Origin of the sequence: Microseira wollei NIES-4236, from assembly GCF_020521235.1 — a bacterium.
GTDB lineage: Bacteria > Cyanobacteriota > Cyanobacteriia > Cyanobacteriales > Aerosakkonemataceae > Microseira > Microseira wollei.
On record NZ_BLAY01000061.1, the window covers coordinates 24,011 to 45,018 of the forward strand.

Sequence of the window (21,008 nt, forward strand, 5' to 3'; positions counted from 1 at the left end):
ATTTTAGATTTCAGATTACCAAAAGGAGAAGAAAAAATTCCAATTAGCAATTAGCAATTAGCAATTAGCAATTAGCAATTAGCAATTACCAATTACCAATTACCAATATGCTGTACTTTTGTTGCGATGAATATCGGCGGGCTGCGGTGAAGGCGCACGGTAGCCTGAACGGGATTGATTTTTTGGAAGTAGATCCCGATCAAAAAAGTTTGTACGTTCACTTTATTAAAGATTTAGATAGTAAGGCGCTGATTCAAGAAAATATCCGCATCGAGGGTGGAGAACGCATCCCCAACATATCCATCGATAACATAACGATTGGTACGAAAATTCTCACGGTGCGGGTGAAGGAACCTGGGGATTTTTCTACTTATACGCTGAGGTTAGTAAAAGATGAAAAAGAACCGAAACGGATCGACAAGTTCGATCCATTGTTGAGGGCTGTTGATTTTTCGTTTAAAGTTAATTGTCCGAGCGATTTTGATTGTCGTCCAGAACGGATTTGTCCGCCGTCACCTGCAAAAGAACCAGAAATTGATTATTTAGCGAAGGATTATGATAGTTTTCGTCAATTAATGCTCGATCGCATGGCAGTTTTAATGCCGCAGTGGAGAGAACGAAATGCGGCAGATTTGGGCATTGCTTTGGTGGAAATTTTGGCGTATGTCGGCGATTATTTAAGCTATCAACAGGATGCGATCGCAACCGAATCCTATCTTGGCACAGCGCGCCGTCGCATCTCGGTACGTCGCCACGCAAGATTAGTCGATTATTTCATGCACAATGGCTGCAATGCAAGAGTTTGGGTGCAAGTGCGAGTCAAGGATGATGTCGCCGATAACGAGGAGGTGGTGCTTAAAAAAGGCACTCAACTATTAACAACTGTTCCTGGAATTGAAAAACGCATTCCCAGTTCTTCCTCATCAGCTTACAATCAAGCCCTAAACGCACAACCTGAAGTGTTTGAAACCATGCACGAGGCTAGTTTATTCAAGCCTCATAATCAGCTTGAATTTTACACTTGGGGTGCAAAAGAATGCTGTTTACCTAAAGGGGCTACCCGCGCTACGTTACGGGGAAATTACCCTAATTTGCAACCCGGTGATGTGCTGATTTTTGCAGAAGTTATTAGTCCATTAACGGGAGAAACAGAAGATGCTGACCCGACTCATCGCCACGCCGTGCGTTTAACAGAAGTTACGCCTACAGAAGATCCCCTGGGTGGGCGATTTCCTGACCCGGAAAATGGGAATGATGACCCCGTTTCCGTTACTGAAATTGCTTGGGATAGGGAAGATGCATTACCGTTTCCATTGTGTATTTCTGGCAAAACAGATGATAAAAATGTCAGCGTTGCCTTTGGGAATATTGTTTTGGCAGATTACGGTCAAACAATTAACGATGAATTGGTTGGCATTGTTCCGAAGCCGACAATTTTTAGAGTACCAGTTCCGAGTAAAGAAAGTCGCTGTCAGGAAATACCATCCAATCCAATTCCGCCTCGCTTCTATCCTCGTTTGAAAGAAGCACCGCTAACTCATGCCATACCTTACAATTCCAATGCATCGGCTTACTCTACTATGCACTGGTTAGTGAAAGATGCGATACCTGCCGTCAATCTCACCAGTAAATTACACAACAAAACTGATTCTTGGAAGCCAAAACGGGATTTACTCAACAGCAAACCCGACAGCAGAGAATTTGTCGTCGAAGTAGAAACTGATGGTAAAACTTACCTGCGTTTCGGAGATGACAAAAACGGGTTGCGTCCATCTACAGAAACCGAATTTACAGCCACTTATCGCGTTGGCAATGGCGTCGCCGGAAATGTCGGTGCAGAGTCGATAACGCACATCGTTACCGATGAATCAAGAATTAAAGAAGTCAGCAACCCTTTACCTGCAAGAGGTGGAATTGAACCCGAAAGTATAGAAGATGTGCGTTCAAAAGCACCCGCTGCTTTTCGGACTCAAGAAAGGGCAGTTACGCCAGAAGATTATGCAGAAGTTACTCAACGTCATCCCGAAGTGCAAAAAGCAGCAGCAACGTTTCGCTGGACGGGAAGTTGGCACACAGTTTTTGTCACGGTGGATAGATTGGGCGGTGCATCTGTTGACGAAAAGTTTGCAAATAAAATACGCCAGCATTTAGAAAAATATCGCATGGCTGGTTATGATTTGGAAATAGATGCGCCGCGTTTTGTTTCTTTAGAAATTGAGATGCAGGTGTGTGTAAAACCCGGTTATTTCCGCAGCGATGTTAAAGCTGCTTTGCTGCAAATTTTTAGTAACCGCATCTTACCAGACGGACGCAAAGGCGTATTTCATCCCGATAATTTTACCTTTGGACAACCCGTTTATCTCAGCCCATTGTATGCCGCCGCTATGGCAGTTTCGGGAGTCGCTTCGGTGAAAATTACCGCATTTCAACGTCAGGGAACACCAAGTTTAGAAGCATTAGACAAAGGATTTCTATCTTTAGGGCGTTTGGAAATTGCCCGTTTGGATAACGATCCGGACTTTCCAGAACGCGGTATTTTGCGTTTAATAATGGAGGGGGGAAAATGATTCGCTGCGCACCATCCCCCCAGGGAATAAATTCCAAAGCTGATAGCAGAAGTCCGTTAAAACGGACTGAAGAAGTAGAGACAGCAGTCGGTTTTAACCGACTTAGGCTATTAGCCCGGAAATTGATTTCCGGGCGGGATGAAAACTTCGCCAGAGTTTTCCTTTGGCTGATTCGCTGCGCACCATCCCCCCAGGGAATAAATTCCAAAGCTGATAGCAGAAGTCCGTTAAAACAAACTGAAAAGGTAGATGCAGCAGTCGGTTTTAACCGACTTAGGCTATTAGCCCGGAAATTGATTTCCGGGCGGGTTGACAACTTCGCCAGATTTCCGGGCGGGATGAAAACTTCGCCAGAGTTTTCCTTTGGCATTGACAAGCGGAGTTTGGGAACGATAAAAGTTTTGGAGGCGGAAAATGAATTTATCACCCGATAAAAGTCTGCGAAATTTAGATGATTGCGGTTGTTGTGAAGCGATTAGGCAAGAGACACCTGTAGGCGTTTATAACCTGCCTGGTTTAGATGAAATTGCTTATCGCGGTTTGCACTCGGTGATGGTACACCTTGGTTTGTGTAGCGGCAGCATTAATGCTGCCGCTACACAAAAGGCGCCACAAGGCTGTACCTCACTCGCTTGCAATCCGCTGTATCGCGTCGGTACTCATGCCAAATTTAAAGAAAGCTTGTTGGCGCGTCTGTCTGATTCCAAGTTGCCGCAATTACAAGGATTGCGAACTAGGGAGGATGATGACTTTGCGATTGCATTCCTAGATGCGTGGTCAACTGTCGCCGATGTCCTGACTTTCTATCAAGAACGGATCGCCAATGAATCCTATCTCCGTACAGCCAAAGAACGGGTATCAATTTTACACCTCGCGCGCTTAATTGGATACGAATTACGACCTGGTGTAGCTGCCAATACTTACCTTGCTTTCACTTTAGAAGATGCCCCAACTTCGCCACTTCAGGTAACAATTGATATCGGTACTAAAGTCCAAAGTCTACCAGGCGCTGGCGAACAACCCCAGACATTTGAAACAATTGAAAAAATCGAAGCTAGACCAGAATGGAATGCTATTAAACCGCGTTTAACCGAACGACAAGCTATTAAAGGCAATGCCAATTCCCTACTTTTAGAAGGAATAACTACGGGACTTAAACCCGGAGATAATTTGCTAATTGTTCCGGATGGTGGCGGCAAACCTGTCTTTCGCCAAATTGCATCAGTAACGCCTCAACCGCAACAAAATACCACGCAAGTACAACTACAACCGCTAATAGAAACTAGCTTACCTCAGCTCAGCATTTTTTATCAAAAATTATTCCTCAATTATAGCGTTTTAACTGCATCGTTTTTCGACAAAACAATTAGCGGCGCGGATTTTTACGCCTTCGGACAAAGATATCGTTTTCAAGCTAGAGACATCTTCAACAATTTAAAAGCGACTCAACCACCTCCGAGGAGCGTTTTTACTTTCCGACTGCGGGCAGCAATTTTTGGTCACAATGCGCCGAAATGGGATGCTTTACCCTACACTCAGCGCGTGGGCGAATTCGTTCGAGTCCCCAGGACGCCAACTGAAGATAACCCGATGGACAACAAGGAAATATGGCACAATGGAGTTTACTATAATCGCGAAAATTATTGGGCAGAAAATACCCTTAAGAATTACCCCGGTGAATCTTCAACCAGTACAAACCTATATCTCGATAATGTTTATTCCAGCATTGTTAAAGACAGCTATGTGGTTTTGAAACAGGGTAGCAACTGGAAGCTACATCAGGTTGACGCAACAACGGAAATTTCTAAATCCGATTTCACATTAACTGCCAAAGTTACCCGCCTGACTTTGAAAAATAATGATGATTTCGCTAATTTTCAGATTCGCCAAACAACGGTTTTTGCCCAAAGTGAGGAACTAAAACTCGCCCGGTTACCTATTGAACAACCCGTTTCAGGTACGCAAATTCAACTCAATGGTTGGATAGAAACTTTATTTGCAGGACAGATGCTGATAATCTGCGGCGAATTGGATAAATCGCGGGGCAATCAGGCGTGCGAACCAGTAAAAATTAGCAAGGTAGAACACGTTATCGAGAGTGAAGGATATACGCAAATCACCTTAGAAACTAAGCTCAATAACGACTACGTGCGCGATACAGTGACGATTTATGGAAATGTTGCCCGTGCCACTCATGGCGAAACTAAAACCGAAGTTTTGGGTAGCGGGAATGCCAGTCAAACTTATCAGCATTTTACCTTACGTCAATCACCGCTTACTTATGTAACTGCTGATACTCCTAGCGGTGCAGAATCAACTTTACAGGTGCGCGTCAACGATATTTTGTGGCATGAAGTGCCAACTTTATACGGACGAAATTCAGATGAACGAGTCTACATCACTCGCACCGATGATGATAGCAAAACCACTATTCAATTTGGCGACGGCAAAACCGGATCTCGCCTGCCGACAGGACAAGAAAATATCACAGCAACCTATCGCCAAGGTATCGGTTTGGCGGGAATGGTAAAAGCAGGAAAACTCAGTTTATTAATGACTCGTCCGTTAGGCGTTAAAGGAGTAAATAACCCCTTAGATGCTATTGGCGCACAAAATCCGGAGTCGCTTTCCGAAGCGCGGCGCAATGCACCCCTTACCGTACTAACTTTAGATCGCATTGTTTCGTTGCAAGATTACGAAGATTTTGCCCGTGCTTTTTCCGGAATTGCTAAAGCTTTGGCAACTTGGACTTGGACTGGACAAGTGCGGGGTGTTTTCCTCACGGTAGCGGGTTACAATGCAACACCCGTACCAGAAAAAAGTCCCACTTATGAAAAGCTTTTAGCGGCGATGCAAAAAGCAGGCGATCCCTATATTTCGTTGCGGGTGCAATCTTATTTACCAGCGCCGTTTAGAATTGCTGCAAAAGTGAAAGTAGATCCAGATTACGTAACGGAAAAAGTATTAGCAAATGTCCGTTCATCGCTGTTATCTTACTTTTCCTTCGATGCGCGAAACTTGGGTCAACCTGTTACGAAAAGTGAAGCGATCGCACAAATCCAATCTATCCCCGGAGTTGTCGCAGTAGACCTAGATAAACTTTACCGCGTCGGCGAGGCAGCAATATTAAATGACCGCTTAATTGCCGCTTCCCCTCAACCAGGCGCAGACGGCACTATTACTCCTGCCGAATTACTAACCCTAGAACCAGATTTACTCGATCTAGGGGCAATCGAAAATTTTAGATTTTAGATTTAATTTGAATCTGAAATCAGCAATTAGCAATTAGCAATTAGCAATTAGCAATTAATATGAACTTTGATGCCGAAAGATTGTACAACCTGCTGCCAGCTATTTACCGCATTCGCGATGACGAACAGGGTAAACCGCTGTACGCTTTGCTATCTGCCATCGCGCAAGAAGTAGCAATCCTAGAAGAAGATTTATCCCAACTTTACGACGACCAATTTATCGAAACTTGTGCCGAATGGGTCATCCCTTATATCGGCGATTTAGTCGCCAGTCGAACTATCCGAAATTTAGGGAATCTCACGCCCAAAATCCTCAGTACTCGCGCCGAAGTTGCTAACACCATCGCCTACCGACGGCGCAAAGGCACTGCCTCAATGTTGGAACAATTAGCGCGAGATGTAACGGGGTGGGATGCGCGGGTGGTCGAATTCTTTCAACTACTAGCAACTACCCAGTATATGAATCACTTACGCCCACAAAATCGCTCTTGGTTAGATTTGCGAAACTGGGAATCTTTAGAACGTCTGCATACCGCTTTTGAAACTATCCCGCATACTCTTGATGTGCGCCGCATTGCCAGCGGTAGGGGACGCTATAATATCCCCAACATCGGCATTTTTCTGTGGCGTTTAAATTCTTATTCCCTCGCAAATTCTCCCGCTTTCAAACTAGATGATCGCCGCTACTTATTCAATTCCTTGGGTAACAACACGCAGCTATTTAATAAACCTGAAACTGAGGATGAAATTACCCATCTGGCGTCACCGATTAATGTCCCCATGCCCATTAGTCGCCGCGTGTTGGATCGATACCTCGAAGTCTACTATGGCGAAGAAAAAAGCCTCTTTATTAAAGTAGATAACGCGAAAATTGATATTAATCAAATCGTCGTTTGCAACTTATCAGATAAAACGGGTGGCGAGTGGGCGCACAAACCAGAAAATAAAATTGCTATCGATCCGGTTTTGGGGCGAATTGCTTTTCCAGATACTCAAACTCCAACCGATGTGCGCGTTATCTATCACTATGGTTTTAGTGCTAATATGGGCGGGGGTGAATACGATCGCGCAGATTCCCTCGATTTTAAATTAGAACCCGTTGTCAAAGTTCCTCAGCAATATCCAACGATTCAGCAGGCATTAAACGCCGTTGTTGATGGCGGTGTAGTTGAGATTGAAAATAGCGATCGCTACACCGAAAATCTAACTATCAACGTTAATCCAGGTAAGCGCATCGAACTGCGCGCCGCTGATGGATTTCGCCCCACCATAGTTTTAAATAGCAACTTGCAAATTACAGGAGGAGAAAATGCAGAAGTCACGATTAATGGTTTATTAATTAGCGGCGCAAGTCTGCAACTTCCCGCAACTAACAATAGACTTCTCCAACAAAGAATCTCAAAGACAGGCGGGACGCCTATCCCACAAGAGTTTTTGGAGAGGTCTAATAAATTAAAGCAGTTGCGATTAATCCATTGCACGTTAGTACCGGGATTGAGTTTATCGATCGACGGCGAACCGCAAAATCCGACATCATCTAGTTTAATTGTGGAATGCGATCGCACGATTGTAGAAATCGCTCTTTCCATCCTTGGAAGTCTGCAAGTAGTAGATAGCGCCACAGTGCAAATTAGCAACAGCATCGTAGACGCTACAGCAGAAGATAATGTCGCCTATTCTGCCCTTGATAGTAAGTCCGCAGGCGGAAATCTAACTATCAAAAATAGTACCGCGATCGGCAAAGTACATACAGTAGTAATGGAATTGGCATCCAACACCATCTTTTTCTCAACCCTGACAAAAACAGATACTTGGAAAGCACCCGTTTGGGCAGAAAGACGACAGATAGGATGCGTGCGCTTTTGCTATTTAGACTTCAACTCTTTAGTACCGCGCCGCTATTATTGTCAACCAAAAACCGCACAAGATGCAGCGCGCGTCCTTCCGCAATTTACCTCAATTCGTTACGGCGATCCGGGTTATTGTCAGTTGAGTCAGCGCTGTGCTTTAGAAATTCGTCAAGGTGCAGATGACGAATCAGAAATCGGGGCATTTCATGACTTATATCAACCCCAAAGAGAAACTAACTTGCGGGTGCGTTTAGATGAATACTTGCGCTTCGGTTTAGAAGCGGGAATTTTCTATGCAACGTAGCTAATCGATAATCGGTAATGGAAAAAAACTACCAATCACCAATCACCAATCACCAATTAGCAATTAGCAATTAGCCATTAGCAATTAGCCATTAGCAATTACCAATTACCAAAGGAGTTTATAATGAAAGGCGATTTTAGCAGACAAACATTTGACCCCAAAAAACACTACAGCAGCGTCCTCATGCAACAAGGGCGCGTGCAAGTCGATGCAGATTGGAATGAACAACAAGCGATTAATCAATACCGCATTGAAACCGAAACGAAAGATGTAATCGGTAAATGCGGCGTGCCGAAGCAAGGCGGGGGATTTAAAATCGAAGATGCTGGTAGCGATTTGACGATTTCTCCTGGACGGATTTATGTAGATGGGATTTTGTGCCAACTCGAAGAATCCACCCCAATTCCGATTACCTTTCCAGCGGGAACAAATAACCAAGTGCAAGTCCCAAACTGGATCGTCGATAATCTACCATTTGACAAATATCAATGGGTTGAACTTGCCGCTGATGGTATCGATTGGACAAAGTTCCGTATTTTGGATGTGAATTTAAATCAACGGACTTTAACCCTAAACCCCAGGGATTTAACCTCGTTCAAAAGGGCAAATAATCCCATTTTGCGCCGCATCATCACTTATGCAACTCAGCCAGATTATCCCAATCCCGAATACATTATACCAGCAGGTGATAATCCACCACAACTGAATCTAGACAATGGAAATTATCTAATTTATCTCGATGTTTGGCAGCGTCATATTACAGCACTCGATGATGACCAGATCCGGGAAGTGGCATTGGGCGGTGCTGATACTGCTACCCGCACGAAAACAGTTTGGCAAGTTAGAATCTTACCCTTTAAACAAACAGATGAAACAATAACTTGCAATACACCAATCGATTTTCCCCCAGCAAGTACGGGGAAATTAAATGCGCGAACCAAACCTATCGAGAGTCCAAAAGAACCCTGTTTAATTCCACCAACTGCTGGTTACCTGCGATTGGAAAATCAACTGTATCGCTTCGAAGTTCATCAAAGTGGAAAATTAGGCGAAGCTACCTTTAAATGGTCGCGAGATAATGGTTCAGTTGTCACTAATATTGAAAAATTTGATGGCAATATTCTGATTGTAGGCGATGTGGGGCGCGATGAAGTTTTAGGATTTGCTAACAACCAATGGGTGGAAATTGTAGACGATCGCACCGAGTTAAACCGGCAGTTGGGGCAATTAGTTCAAATTGACAAAGTAGAAGCAGCAACGCGCAGGATTACCCTAAAAACAGCCCCCACAGCAGTCGAACCAAAATGGCATCCAAAGCTGAGACGTTGGGATAGCCAAGATGCAATTAAAGTAGAACTTCCAGCTAGCAATGATGGTTGGATTGCTCTCGAAGGTGGCATCGAAGTTAAGTTTTCTGATGGTTATTACAACAGGGGCGACTACTGGCTAATTCCAGCACGGACAGCAACGGGAAATATTGAATGGGAATCTGATTTACCGCAACCGACCTTAGGAATTCAACACCACTATTGCCGTCTTGCTGTTGCTGAATTTGATGACAATACATTAAAAAATATTCAGGATTGTCGCAAGCATTTTCCGCCACTGACAGAGTTGCCAACTGGTGCGGGTTGCTGTACCGTGACGGTTGGCGATGGCATTAGAAGCGTGGGAGATTTTAGCGATATTCAGGAAGCGATCGCATCCCTACTCCAGCAACAAAATGGCGGCAAACTTTGTATCCTGCCAGGAAGATATATCCTCAAAGAAACCATTGTCATCGAGGCAGGGAGAAATTTAATTATAAGCGGCTGCGATCGCCAAACCTATCTCCGAAGCGCTAGCGAACAACCAGTTTTTCAACTCGACAACTGCCGCAACGTCGCATTAGAATCGTTGCAGATTGTAGCCAGATCTGATCGAGGCGCGATCGCAGTCAATTCTAGCCAAGAATTCAGCCTCATTAACTGTTCGATTAGCAATCAAGCACCCGCATCCAGCATCTCAATCCAAGCAAAAGGCGTGCGAATCTTGGCCAATCATTTAACTGGCATTTGGATACAAGAAGGCTCGGCAAATATCCTCATCCAAGATAACGAAATTGCCAGGGGTACGTCAGCAGGAATTGCTTTAGGTAGCATCGACAACATTGAGAAAATCTCTACCAAAGCCGCAGGAATTTCTCACATCGATATTATTGGCAATCACATTCACGACATGAGCAACAGCGGCATTAGTACCGTTGCTCACCAAAAAAACGACAAAGTTGGCATCGGAGATGTGGAAAACCTAACCATTTCCCACAATCAAATTGTCCAATGTGCCGCAGAGAAACCAAATCCTTTCTACGATAATCAAGCCGTCGGTGGAATTATCCTGCGCGAAGTTTCTCACGTTCGCATTCACCACAATTACATCGCCGAAAATGGGTTGGAAAAATCCCTAGCCGCTTGCGGAATTTTCGTCACTGACAGTCAAGGACTAGAGATTGCCAATAATACCGTTATCGATAACGGATCGGTTGAGGAAACAGGGGAAGATTGCATCAATTTTACTATCCTGCCGACAGGTGCTGGCCCCAATCCCAGAGTTGTGCAGGGAGTACAATTCTTAGTGCGAGATTTCAACGGAACTCCCCTAGAACAAACCCAAGTGAATTCTACGGGACTTAACTGCGGCTTTAATACTGAAATCCAACTTCCTTCTCCCGTCACAAGCATTTCTCTGACTCTAATTAGCTCTGCCTCACCAGTACGGATTGTCGCCTTTAATCAGGATCGTTCTCAAGCTGGCACTGGCGAAACAAGTGGAGGAACGGTAACAATTGCAGGTGCAGCAATCAATCGCGTTGTAATCGTTGCTCCCCAAAATGAAGCTGGATTGCTGCGGTTTTGCTTTGGCACTCCTACCACTTTTTATCAAGCAGGTATTGTCGCCTTAAATGCGATCGCAGCTTACCTTCCAGCCCCAAATAAAGTGTCTTTCCCCCGCACTGGTACGCCTGCTGCCTCAATTCAAAACAATGCGGTAGTTTGTCCAAAAGGACACGCCCTAATTGTCACTGGAATAGGCTCGATGCTGGTTTCTGGCAATACTTTGTCCAGTCACGGGGTATATACTCAACCCAATTCCATCCCACCTTGGGATACCTTGGGCAGGTGTGTATTCATCTCAAATCTGGGTTTAATGCCAGAACTTTACAGCCCCATTCCAGGCGATTTTATCGCTACTAACATTCACCTAGAACGTCAGTCTGTTGCAGCTAATACTCCCAGGATATTGCCCGATGGACGAGTGCAATTTCACAGCAACCAGGTAACGCTTCAAATAACAGGCAAGCGCGATACCCAACTCGACGCTCCGATTGTCATTGTTTCTTTGGATGATATCTCGTTCCAAGACAATCAAATTTTGACAGAAAACATTTCCGGAGTATCCTTGTTTGGTGTAGTGACCCTAGCTCCAACTATCCGCGCTTCCGGCAATCGCTTTACCGAACTACGGGGCAAAACTACTTTTTCTTACTTTTCAACCGCCCAATTCCTCAACCTAACAACCGATAACCAATCCACCCATTGCATTATAACGAGCGCCAATCCAGGTCAAAAGATTGAGACAAACAATCAAGAAATCGCCACGCTGATCTGGAAGGAAAAAACTTGCGAGCGCGCGCGAGCGCAACTCAAACAAGAGTAGTAACCCCAGTTGCAAGCTGGCAAGCTTGCCAGCTTGCTAATATAGGATTTTACTGAGATTAACCATTAGCCATTAGCCATTAGCAACTCTTTTGAGATAACTAGCAACTTGAGTTAGCAATCAAAATATTTGTAAGAGGTGACTTTATGTCTGAGCCAGAATTTGAAGTTAACAATATTAACGCTTTGGTTGAAAATCTGCTAAGTCAGGCAGCTGACGCAAATCTACAGATGCTCGAAAGCTTTGCTAACATCCAAAATCGCCGTGCAGCACGTCTAGCTGATGCTGAAGCTCGATTGAAAGCCGATTTGGGTGAAAATCATCCCCAGGTGGTGGCTTTGCATGATGCTGCTGCAATGGCGGCGGCGATGAACCACGCCCTCGAAACAATCGCAGTCCGTACAGCACGCCGTCCCAAAGTCAAGGAAAATGAATGGTTGGTATTCGGACGGGTATTAGATGCAAATGGCAACCCAGTTTCAGGCGTGCGGGTGCGAATTTTCGATCGCGATCGTATCTTCGATGACTTGCTAGGCATCACCGAAACCGACGAATACGGCGACTTTGCCATTACCTACCACGAGCGCGACTTTGCCGAACCGGGGGAAGGACTTCCGGAATTATACTTAATGCTCTCAGACACCGAAGGTAATCTTCTATACTCCTCCCGCGATAATATCCGCTATAACCCTGGTCGAGCCGAGTATTTTGAGATCCTGCTGCCTAGCAGCTGACCCAGAAGACGGGGAGACGGGGAGACGCCCAGATGGGGAGATGGGGAGATGGGGAGATGGGGAGATGGGGAGACGCCCAGAAGGGGAGACGCCCAGAGCGACCTCTAGCAGCCATCCCGAATTTATTCGTGGATAATAAAAAATTTCTTCCTTGTTGGAATCCCTTGGCGCCTACCATGGGGTATCCCCGCGTCACCTTGTCCCCACGTCCCCGCCTCCTGTTCAATTTTCTCATTATGATCTCAGGCTTTTCACCCATAATTAAAACTCAGAGCGTCCCCGTGTCACCGCGTCCCCGCGTCCTGCTCAATTTTCCAAAAAGTCTATTGTATTTTTTTGTAAACACCGCTATATCCCGAAACAATAATCCTTTAGACTGATTTGCAATTGAAAATTTTGGGATAAGCAAGCACATGCAGATAGCAAATTTGCACTGGCACGATTATTTAGTGCTGATTTCTTTTGTTGGTTCTATTGCTGGCCTAATCTTACTATACGATCCGCAGCGGACTCAAGGGGAAGAGTTTGAGGAGATCGAGCGCGAGCTCATGCAAATGTGCTTTACTTACTGGCTGGTGTACTGCGTCGCTAAAGGCATTTTAAAGTTGGAGTTGCCAGACTGGGAAACTCTAGTGATGAGTTTAAAGTTAACGGCGGTTATTTCTTACCTGCTGACGTTCTGCTGCATCCTGTCCCTACCGCTGCACCGTCTTTCTAAGCAGTATGCAAAATAATTTTGGGAATGGGTAATATCATGTCCTGAGGTATCGGTAGTGTATGGATGGCTAATTGCTAATTGCTAATTGCTCGCAATTCAATTGCCAAAAGAGCCATTAGCGATTAGCTATTAGCAGTTACACAACCGTTGCTACCGGACATCATATAATTGGTAATTGGTAATGGAAAAATCAATCAAGATACGAATGAGCAATTACCCATTAGCAATTAGCAATTAGCAATTAGCAATTAGCAATTATTTTTGTTTGTCTTACCGAGGGCTATTGCGATCGCATCCTCTAATTCTATCTGAGATAGGGTCGAGAGAATGAAGACTTCTTGAACGGTTTTTCCTGACCGGGCTAGCACTTTAAAACCCCCCCGAATCGGTACGGAAACCCGCAACTGCAACTGGGGCGAATGACCTTTGACGCGGCTGAGAACGCCTGGGGTGATGGTTTGAATGCCGGGGTAACCAAGCAGGCGTTCTAAAACTGGGATTAAGCCGTGAATGTGGGTAGAATGATTCCAAACTAGCCTGCCACGGTCGGAATTTTTCATTGATTTAAGTAGCTTCGATGGGTGCCATTGTCAGACCGGCACGAGAAAGCTGTTGATGGTAGAATTCAGCTTGCTCTTGGGGACCAACCCAAACAATGGCTTGACCTTCATAGTGTATCTGCTCGGTGAGTTCCCAAGCGCGATCGCTCGTCATGTTCGGAATATACTTCACCAAGCAGTCGTGGACGTGCTGAAACGTGTTGAAATCATCGTTCAGCACGATCACCTTGTAATTAGGATAAGGCTTGCGGGTAACTTGAGATGACTTCTGGGGCGTTACAGTCGGTGCTGTCGCCATCGCTTGCACGGCTGCTGAAAGTACTATCGACATAGGGTAAAGACTGAAATTACAGAAGCAAAACGGCTCTAAGAGGGTTTTAACACAATTTGACCATTTGGGTAATGGCTAATGGCTAATGGCTAATGGCTAATGGCTAATGGCTAAGAAGACACGGGAGGTGGCAGCGCCCCAACCTCCTTCCCCGACGTAAGCGCAGGAGTTCGAGATTTTAGCAATTAGCAATTAGCAATTAGCAATTAGCAATTACCGCCAATCTTGCCAAGCATTATTAAATATCGAAGTATTGGGAAAAGCAACGGGGTTGTTGTTTTTCGCCAACAGGCGTTGCAATACTTCTAATTGCGGTTCTGGACGGGGAAGGTCATCTACTAATTGATAAGGCATAACCCCATTTTTTAAAGCAAAATCCGCTACAGTTCCGGCTGCTGCACCTGCCGACCATTCAAATGAGTGTACCCGATAAGCGGCGGCGGCGGTATGGCTGGTGGCGATGCTTTTACCTGCGACTAGCATGTTATCGATTTTTTGGGGAATCAGCGCCCGCAGGGGTATCTGGAACGGATACGCTTCCCCTTGTCCTTTTCGGGTTCCTTCTTTTTCCGTATTTCCAGGCGCTTCGGGTGGACTGTTGGTCATGCAAGGATGGAAGTCAATGGCATAGTGTCCGATGCCGACGGAATCTGGGAATATAAACGCACGCGATCGCGCCGCTACCTGTTCTGGCGATACAATACCTGCAAGTACCGCAGCTGCATTCAATCCCGACAGCGACGCCCACAAGCGACGATACGCATCCGGTTCTAAGCTTTGACGATAAAAATCTGTGCGGAAATTGTTGCGCGAAATATCAATTTCCCATACCATAAATCCTTCCCTTTGTCCATAGCTGGGGCGTCCAATTATGCGGCGTCCTTCCCGCATGTAAGGATATTTTGATAACCCGTGGGCGGTTCCCATTGGCGAATCAAATCCGGAAAGAAAGCGGTGATTGGGATAGGGTTTTTTTACTCCATCCCCCAGTTGAGAATCTGTCGTTCCCGTTACTAACCAGTAAAAATATCCAATCGCGTGTTCTTCGCCTCGGCGTAAAGTTTCCGTCCGCAATCCCCCCATCCATCCCCCTGGTTGCAATTGTCCCGTTGCTTGCAATTGGGCGCGGGTATAAATTAAATTATCCTGGGATGTTCCCGGACGATAATCGTTTCCCCAAGTCCAGTTTTGCATCGAGATATCGCCGACATTTATGGGGAATTGTTTGGGGTCTGAGGGTAATTTTTGCTCTGGTTTGGCGCTTCTAATGCGACGGTAAGTAAAAACTAGGGGAAAACTGGCGAGTCGCGGTAATTCGTAACTGTAATAAGGTGCGTATTGCGAATAAAATGGCGGCAATGTATGGTTTTGGGGTTCTGCCGTTGCTTGCATGGCAAAGGTGTAAGTAAATCCTTGGGTGCAATAAGCGTCGCCTGTGGTGCTAGAGGAAGAAGGTTCTAAATAAGAACGGGGATCGATTCCTAAACGATAGGGAACGTCTGCAAGTCCGATTAATTCTCCCGTTTCGGTGGCATCAATTACATACCAATCCGCTGGTTTAGGCGTGCGGGTTTGTTTGCGAGATTGACGGGGTACGAAGCGGATAATTCTTTTATCGAAACGGGCAGAATTTTCGTAACGATAGGCGTCTTCTATCTTGGCAGAAAGAGTTTCGGTGTTGATTGGGGGAGTGCCTTTTGCTGGGCGATGTTGAATTGCGATCGCACCCGTTATTTGTTTCCCATCCGGGCTATATTCCAGTTCCTTAATCACAGTAGAAGGAAGCCATTTCAACTTCCCATCACCCTTGTCTTCGGCATCTTTTAATACCTCATACAACAACTTGTGACCATCGCGGGGTAGATAACAAGATTCGCTTACCCAACACTTACCGGGATTGAGGATACCGTAGTGTTCTTTGATACGCTGACGGAAGTCTAGATAACCGCGCGGGAAGTATAAGCGATCGCGCTGGGTTTTTCTTTCGTCGAGGGCAGAAGTTCCCTGGGCAGAAATTTGTCCGCCTACCCAGTCGGTAATTTCCGTCAGACAGACAACTCGCCCTGCGAGTAACGCTTCGTAGGCAGCAGCAGAACCCGCTAGCCCTCCACCTACGACTAGAATATCGCATTCTTCGGTTTTATCCGGCTGTCTGGGGGGTGCGGCTATGGCGACGGGGATGAGTTGTAGCAGAATTGAGATTAGCGGGACAATAGTGAGCGATCGCTTCATACTCTACAAGAATCAGCGTACAAGCTTTTTAACTTACCACTGTCAAAATGTTTGTGGCAAGCTTTTCTAAATCTGGATTGAGCATACGAGCAAGAATCGCCATCAACGATAATCTGATAGACAAGCAACTTTAGCACTATAAAAGAAAAGCTCGTGGCAGTAAAAATAATTGAATTTTTAGGTATGAATGCTCATGGTTTAAGCGCTTCAGACTATCGAGCGGCTGAAAAGTTATGTCCCTACATTGGCACAATGTGTAAAAAAATAAATCGAGAGCTTGAGCAAAAACCGATGTGCGTAGTTGAAAGTCGTGGGGGCGTTCCGCTAATTGTATGCGAACATAGGCTTTTATCTACGGTGATGGAGAATCCAACGTCCTATCAGCGTGCTAGATTATTTGAAATATCGCAAATAATATTTGATGAGGGTATAGAACCCAAAGATATTGAATACAAGTATGAAGTCACAACAAGACTAAGGCAAAGAGCAGACTTTGTTCTTAGGGATAAAAGAAATGGTGATGCTTGCATTTTGGAAATTCAAGGCGGCGGGGAAACAAGTTCTACAAGGATTCTGACTGACCATGTAACCAAATGGGAGAATGGAGAAAATGTAAGATTAGATGATTTTCCCGTTCGAGTTACAAAAAGCGGTAAGATGACTGCCCCTGGACTAATTCCTGCTAATGCCTGGAGGCGCTTGCAAGAACAAATCATCGTCAAAGGTGGAATATGCGTCAGTTCTGAGAAGAAGTTTGTTGCAGCTATGGGGAAAACGATTTATCTACACCTATTGGGTAAATTACCCACGATCGAATCTATGAAGCGACAAAAAAGCGGTTCTTGGAATTGTGCTTTCATCCCATATGAAATAAGTAAGAGCGAACAAATTGATTTCAACCTTGACAAAGATAACGTCTTATACTTAGACCTCAAAGAATTAGTTACTAAGCTAATTGAGTATGGTGTGAGAGATGATGAATTGTTCACCGCTGATATGATACCTCTAGAAGAGGGCTAGTTGGTGGAAAGTAGGGCGCGAAGGTTCTTGTATCAGATCGTATCCTTTTTCGACGTGAACAATCCGTTCGGCAATGTACTTAGCAACGTAAACAGTTACCGCATTTCCTATAGTTCTGAATCGACGAGAGTCCAATCGGGGGGAAATCCCTGAAGCTTCTCGTACTCCGAAGGCGTCATCCGTCTGACAGACAACATCTGAGCTACCTCTTGAATCAAGCGTCCAAGTTTCTCCGTCATTACGAAATCCTTTTGACTGCGGGCCTGCTGTATGCTTTCTTCCAATTGAGGCATGTTGGATAGAATAGAGATTTGATTTTTTATTGCTGTTTCTAACTCCACTGGAAGCGGTTTTTGCCTCGCACTGGCTCGCTCCAGTAGGGACTGCAAATGGTCTGTCGTCAAGAAGAACCTTAGCGGAACAAATCGATCCAAAACTTCCGACAAGGAAGACTCTTCTACGTCTCTGGGGTGTTCCGAAGAATTTAGAGTCAAACACTCTCCACGAAAGACCATACCCGCACCCGTCCAACTTATTGAGGACAGCTGCAAAATCTCTTCCATTGTTACTATTGAGCAATCCTGGGACATTTTCGAGAACAATCCATTGAGGTTGGCGTTGTTCAACAAGTTGTATAAAGTTATGGAATAGTCCACTTCTTTTTCCCTCTAAACCTTTTCTTTTACCTTGATTCGCTAAGGATACATCTTGGCAGGGAAACCCTGCAACATAAATATCAGCGGCGGGTATTTGAGCGCTATCTATCTCAGCAATATCTGGATATAATGGCACATCAGGCCAGTGCTTTTTCAATACCTTTCTGCAAAAAGCATCGATTTCACACTGCATTACAACTTCCATCCCAGCCATTTCAAAGCCGAGATCGAAGCCTCCAATCCCTGAAAAAAACGATGCCACTCGCAAACGCCTTTCCATTATGCTCGTATTCATAGGGTTATTACTTGACTATACCCAATATATTGGGTATAGTCAAGTACTTTGAGGTTGAAACATAAATGGTAACTGTACGGTGGAGGCTGAAAGAGTTGCTCCAGAGCGAGGGAATAACTCAATATCAGCTGATGAAGCTTGCTCAGGGTAGAGTGAGTAAGAATACCATAGGAAGTGCGATTCGGAATGAACTTAATGGGGTTCAGTTTAGTACGTTGGCAGCAATAATAGAGGTGCTGGAATCTCATCTTGATAGGCAGATCGGCATCTCTGAATTAATAGAAGTTAGAAGAGACATGATTGATGATTAAAAGAATCGAACGCTTCGCACGCATTCTTCGATTTTATCTGGTGAATGCTGTTTCAAGCGATAGAATTGGGGTCTATGCCGAGCGCGCGCAACCTTTCCTCTAACCTTTGGGCGCGTTGTTCTGCTTGCAAAATCCGTTCTTCTGGTGTCAGTAATCGTTGCCCCTGTTCATCATACCAGTAAAGCCACTCCCGCGTAATTCCCTGATAAGTTCCCCGTTCAAATCCAATTCCTAAACCAATTTCTTCTAGCCAAACCGGATTTCCTCGCTGCAATACATATTCGCCATCGGTCAAACGATACACTTCTAGGGGTTGTTTTTTGCGCCGCAAGGGATTGTAAATAACATAGTACAATACCTCTAATTCGGCATACTGTTTCTTCTTGCTGGTATATTCTCCCCGACGTTTTTGCGAAACAACTTCTAGCACCAAAATGGGAACCCGCTTTTCTTCCCAAATCACATAACTTAAGCGCAGATTTTCATCAAAAAAGCGCTCTACTCCCAGACTTAAAAACCCATCAGGAACAATCGCCGGTTGTTCCAAATCGTAGTAGATTCCCATATCAATGCCAAAAAACCAATCCATCCGGTTTGCCCATACAAGAGCTAGGATTGCTTTTAGCAGGGAGGGAATTAAATCTTGCAGTTCATTATCCACAGGCGTATCATCCGAGTCTGGTAGATCTTCAGCAGAAGGTAAGCAGTGTAGTGGGTTGTACTTTAACACGATTGATTTCCCCCAAAGTAATGTCATTTTCTTTGTTTTAGCATTTAATACAGCAGATAATTGATAAATAGAAGAAGCGCTATGCATACCCTAGCTTGCGCGAACGCTCTAAGGTATAGGTCGTTAAAACAGAAAGCTTACCCCAAGACAGAGGCGCTTTAAAATCAGAAGATCACCATTAAAAGTAGAAGATTAAAAACCTCTCGTCAGTTAGTCATGTTTAAAAGTTTAACAGTCACAGGGGCTATCATCGCAGTTGGATTAGTTGGTACGTTAGATTATTCAGCAATCGCTCAAACCGGCGAACCTGCACGAAGTGAATCGTCATCCCGCCAAAGTCAGATGAGTGCGATTGACAGACAGTTTATTATCGACGCCACCCAAGGGGGAATGGCAGAAGTTAGACTTGCACAACTCGCTTTGCAGCGCTCAAGAAATGAACAAGTGAGGGAATTTGCTCAGCGGATGATTGAGGAACATACACGAGCAAATCAGGAACTGATGCGAAGAGCAACTCAAAAGGGAGTGACGCCGCCAGCAACACCAGGTCCCAAGTATGAAGCAGCAATGAGGCAGCTGATGCAACTATCTGGAGAAAGTTTTGACCGCGCTTATATGAGCGAGGGGGGACTTAACGGTCACTTGGAAAGTGCGGCGGTATATCAGCGTCAAGCTATGTTGGGACAAGACCCGGATCTGAGAGCTTTTGCTGCCAGAATCTTACCAAGGGTGCAGGATCATTTGCAAATGGCTGGCAGAATGACGGGCAATACTTTTGCTTTTTCAGACGACAACAATCTGCGTGCTATACCTGATGTGCAGATGAATCAATAACAGGACTTATATCATGTCCGGTTGTATCGGTTGTGTAACTGCTAATAGCTAATCGCTAATGGTTGCTCTCTCGCAATTGACAAGCGAGCAATTAGCAATTAGCAATTAGCCATCCATACACTACCGATATCTAAGGACATGATATTACGCAACGTTTCTATATGTAACGCAAGTTGCTAGTTATCTTTTTAGGGCTGAAGACAGGTTAATGGCTAATAGCTAATGGCTAATGGTAGACCCGAAAAATATTCCCATCAGCAATTAGCAATTAGCGATTAGCTTCTGCTGTACAACCCACGATAGTGATAACTAGCAACTTGGGTTATGTAGTAACGCACCATCTCCACCAGATCTGGACAGGACTTACGCTCATATTCCGGGTTTCTCTGAAAAATCGTTGATTTGTAAACTAGAGATATAGGTCGAAACTTTGGTGATGGCAAGGTCGTGGATAAGTCCTGAATAAGATAGCCCAAAGGTAGAATCTTAAATTCTTAGGGTGGTGCGTCAGGCGCATAGAATGTGTGAGTTTTGACCAATAGGTTAATAGTCTGCGCCTGACACACCCTACAGTCGCTATACTAACCGGAAAATCAACGGGTAGCGGTAGGGTTGGTCAGGTTCGCTGAGAACTTGAAGAATCGCAATAATGGGCATTATCAAACTAACGAAGCCCAAGATAATTAGCAGCGGAAACCCAATTAAAACAAAGATTAGAAAGAAGCAAATTGCTGCATAGATATAAAGGTTGATGTGAAAATTTATTGCTTCTTTGGCGTTTTGTTTTACCACTGAATCGCTTGTTACAGATAAAATAACAATCGGTATGATTACAGATACAAAGGTAGAGCTAAAAAATATCGCTCCGTGACATAGCGCCGATAAAAGCTTGCGTTGCTCTTGTGCTTCCATACTATAT

At 44.8% G+C, this 21,008-nt stretch carries 15 protein-coding genes; 9 read left to right on the plus strand and 6 right to left on the minus strand.

The genetic code is table 11. The annotated features are described in order from the left end of the window. Nucleotides 1-107: 107 nt before the first annotated feature. The 7 genes from MiSe_RS20435 to MiSe_RS20465 all read left to right on the plus strand — a co-directional run bounded on the left by MiSe_RS20435 (nt 108) and on the right by MiSe_RS20465 (nt 13,136). Nucleotides 108-2,567, plus strand: a complete 2,460-nt coding sequence (locus MiSe_RS20435) for a putative baseplate assembly protein (protein ID WP_226584369.1) — start codon at nt 108-110, stop codon at nt 2,565-2,567. Then, the gene (locus MiSe_RS20440; RefSeq protein WP_226584372.1) at nt 2,564-3,001 is read left to right on the plus strand and encodes a hypothetical protein; all 438 of its coding nucleotides are present in this window, start codon (nt 2,564-2,566) and stop codon (nt 2,999-3,001) included. The genes MiSe_RS20435 and MiSe_RS20440 overlap by 4 nt, the downstream gene beginning before the upstream one ends. Further along, nucleotides 2,982-5,819 (plus strand): putative baseplate assembly protein, encoded by a 2,838-nt coding sequence (locus MiSe_RS20445; RefSeq protein ID WP_226584374.1) that lies wholly within the window; start codon nt 2,982-2,984, stop codon nt 5,817-5,819. Before MiSe_RS20440 ends, MiSe_RS20445 begins: the two co-directional genes overlap by 20 nt. Before the next feature lie 59 nt (nt 5,820-5,878). Continuing rightward, on the plus strand, nt 5,879-7,972 hold the full coding sequence (locus MiSe_RS20450) for a hypothetical protein (RefSeq protein ID WP_226584377.1): 2,094 nt from the start codon (nt 5,879-5,881) through the stop codon (nt 7,970-7,972). Nucleotides 7,973-8,095: 123 nt separating this feature from the next. Next, entirely contained in the window at nt 8,096-11,668 is a 3,573-nt protein-coding gene (locus MiSe_RS20455; protein WP_226584380.1) for a DUF6519 domain-containing protein, read from the plus strand. Between the two features lie 146 nt (nt 11,669-11,814). After that, nucleotides 11,815-12,402, plus strand: a complete 588-nt coding sequence (locus MiSe_RS20460; protein ID WP_226584382.1) for a transthyretin-like family protein — start codon at nt 11,815-11,817, stop codon at nt 12,400-12,402. A 413-nt stretch (nt 12,403-12,815) separates the two neighbouring features. Continuing rightward, nucleotides 12,816-13,136: a hypothetical protein gene (locus MiSe_RS20465; protein ID WP_226584384.1), complete on the plus strand. Its 321-nt coding sequence runs from the start codon at nt 12,816-12,818 to the stop codon at nt 13,134-13,136. A 232-nt stretch (nt 13,137-13,368) separates the two neighbouring features. On the opposite strand, the gene MiSe_RS20470 is transcribed toward MiSe_RS20465, so the two are convergent. From MiSe_RS20470 to MiSe_RS20480, 3 genes are all read right to left on the minus strand, one after another. Further along, nucleotides 13,369-13,680 (minus strand): DUF2103 domain-containing protein, encoded by a 312-nt coding sequence (locus tag MiSe_RS20470; protein ID WP_226584387.1) that lies wholly within the window; start codon nt 13,678-13,680, stop codon nt 13,369-13,371. Between the two features lie 4 nt (nt 13,681-13,684). Further along, on the minus strand, nt 13,685-14,011 hold the full coding sequence (gene clpS, locus MiSe_RS20475) for an ATP-dependent Clp protease adapter ClpS (protein ID WP_226584390.1): 327 nt from the start codon (nt 14,009-14,011) through the stop codon (nt 13,685-13,687). A 213-nt stretch (nt 14,012-14,224) separates the two neighbouring features. Further along, nucleotides 14,225-16,243 carry an FAD-dependent oxidoreductase gene (locus MiSe_RS20480; RefSeq protein WP_226584393.1) on the minus strand — a complete coding sequence of 673 codons (2,019 nt, stop codon included), beginning with the start codon at nt 16,241-16,243 and terminating at the stop codon, nt 14,225-14,227. Nucleotides 16,244-16,396: 153 nt separating this feature from the next. Between MiSe_RS20480 and MiSe_RS20485 the strand changes: the two genes are divergently transcribed. After that, complete coding sequence (locus MiSe_RS20485) at nt 16,397-17,263, plus strand: hypothetical protein (RefSeq protein WP_226584396.1); 867 nt, start codon at nt 16,397-16,399, stop codon at nt 17,261-17,263. Here the strand turns inward: MiSe_RS20485 and MiSe_RS20490 are convergent. Beyond that, nucleotides 17,249-18,214 (minus strand): DNA cytosine methyltransferase, encoded by a 966-nt coding sequence (locus MiSe_RS20490; protein ID WP_226584398.1) that lies wholly within the window; start codon nt 18,212-18,214, stop codon nt 17,249-17,251. The two genes, MiSe_RS20485 and MiSe_RS20490, sit on opposite strands and share 15 nt — an antisense overlap. 363 nt (nt 18,215-18,577) lie before the next feature. After that, nucleotides 18,578-19,255, minus strand: coding sequence for a Uma2 family endonuclease (locus tag MiSe_RS20500; RefSeq protein WP_444980526.1), 678 nt, complete (start codon nt 19,253-19,255; stop codon nt 18,578-18,580). Nucleotides 19,256-19,471: 216 nt separating this feature from the next. On the opposite strand from MiSe_RS20500, the gene MiSe_RS20505 reads away from it, so the two are divergent. Continuing rightward, nucleotides 19,472-20,089: a DUF4142 domain-containing protein gene (locus MiSe_RS20505; protein ID WP_226584405.1), complete on the plus strand. Its 618-nt coding sequence runs from the start codon at nt 19,472-19,474 to the stop codon at nt 20,087-20,089. A gap of 576 nt (nt 20,090-20,665) precedes the next feature. Here MiSe_RS20505 and MiSe_RS20510 read toward each other — a convergent pair. After that, nucleotides 20,666-21,001: a DUF4870 domain-containing protein gene (locus MiSe_RS20510; RefSeq protein ID WP_226584408.1), complete on the minus strand. Its 336-nt coding sequence runs from the start codon at nt 20,999-21,001 to the stop codon at nt 20,666-20,668. Nucleotides 21,002-21,008 lie beyond the last annotated feature (7 nt).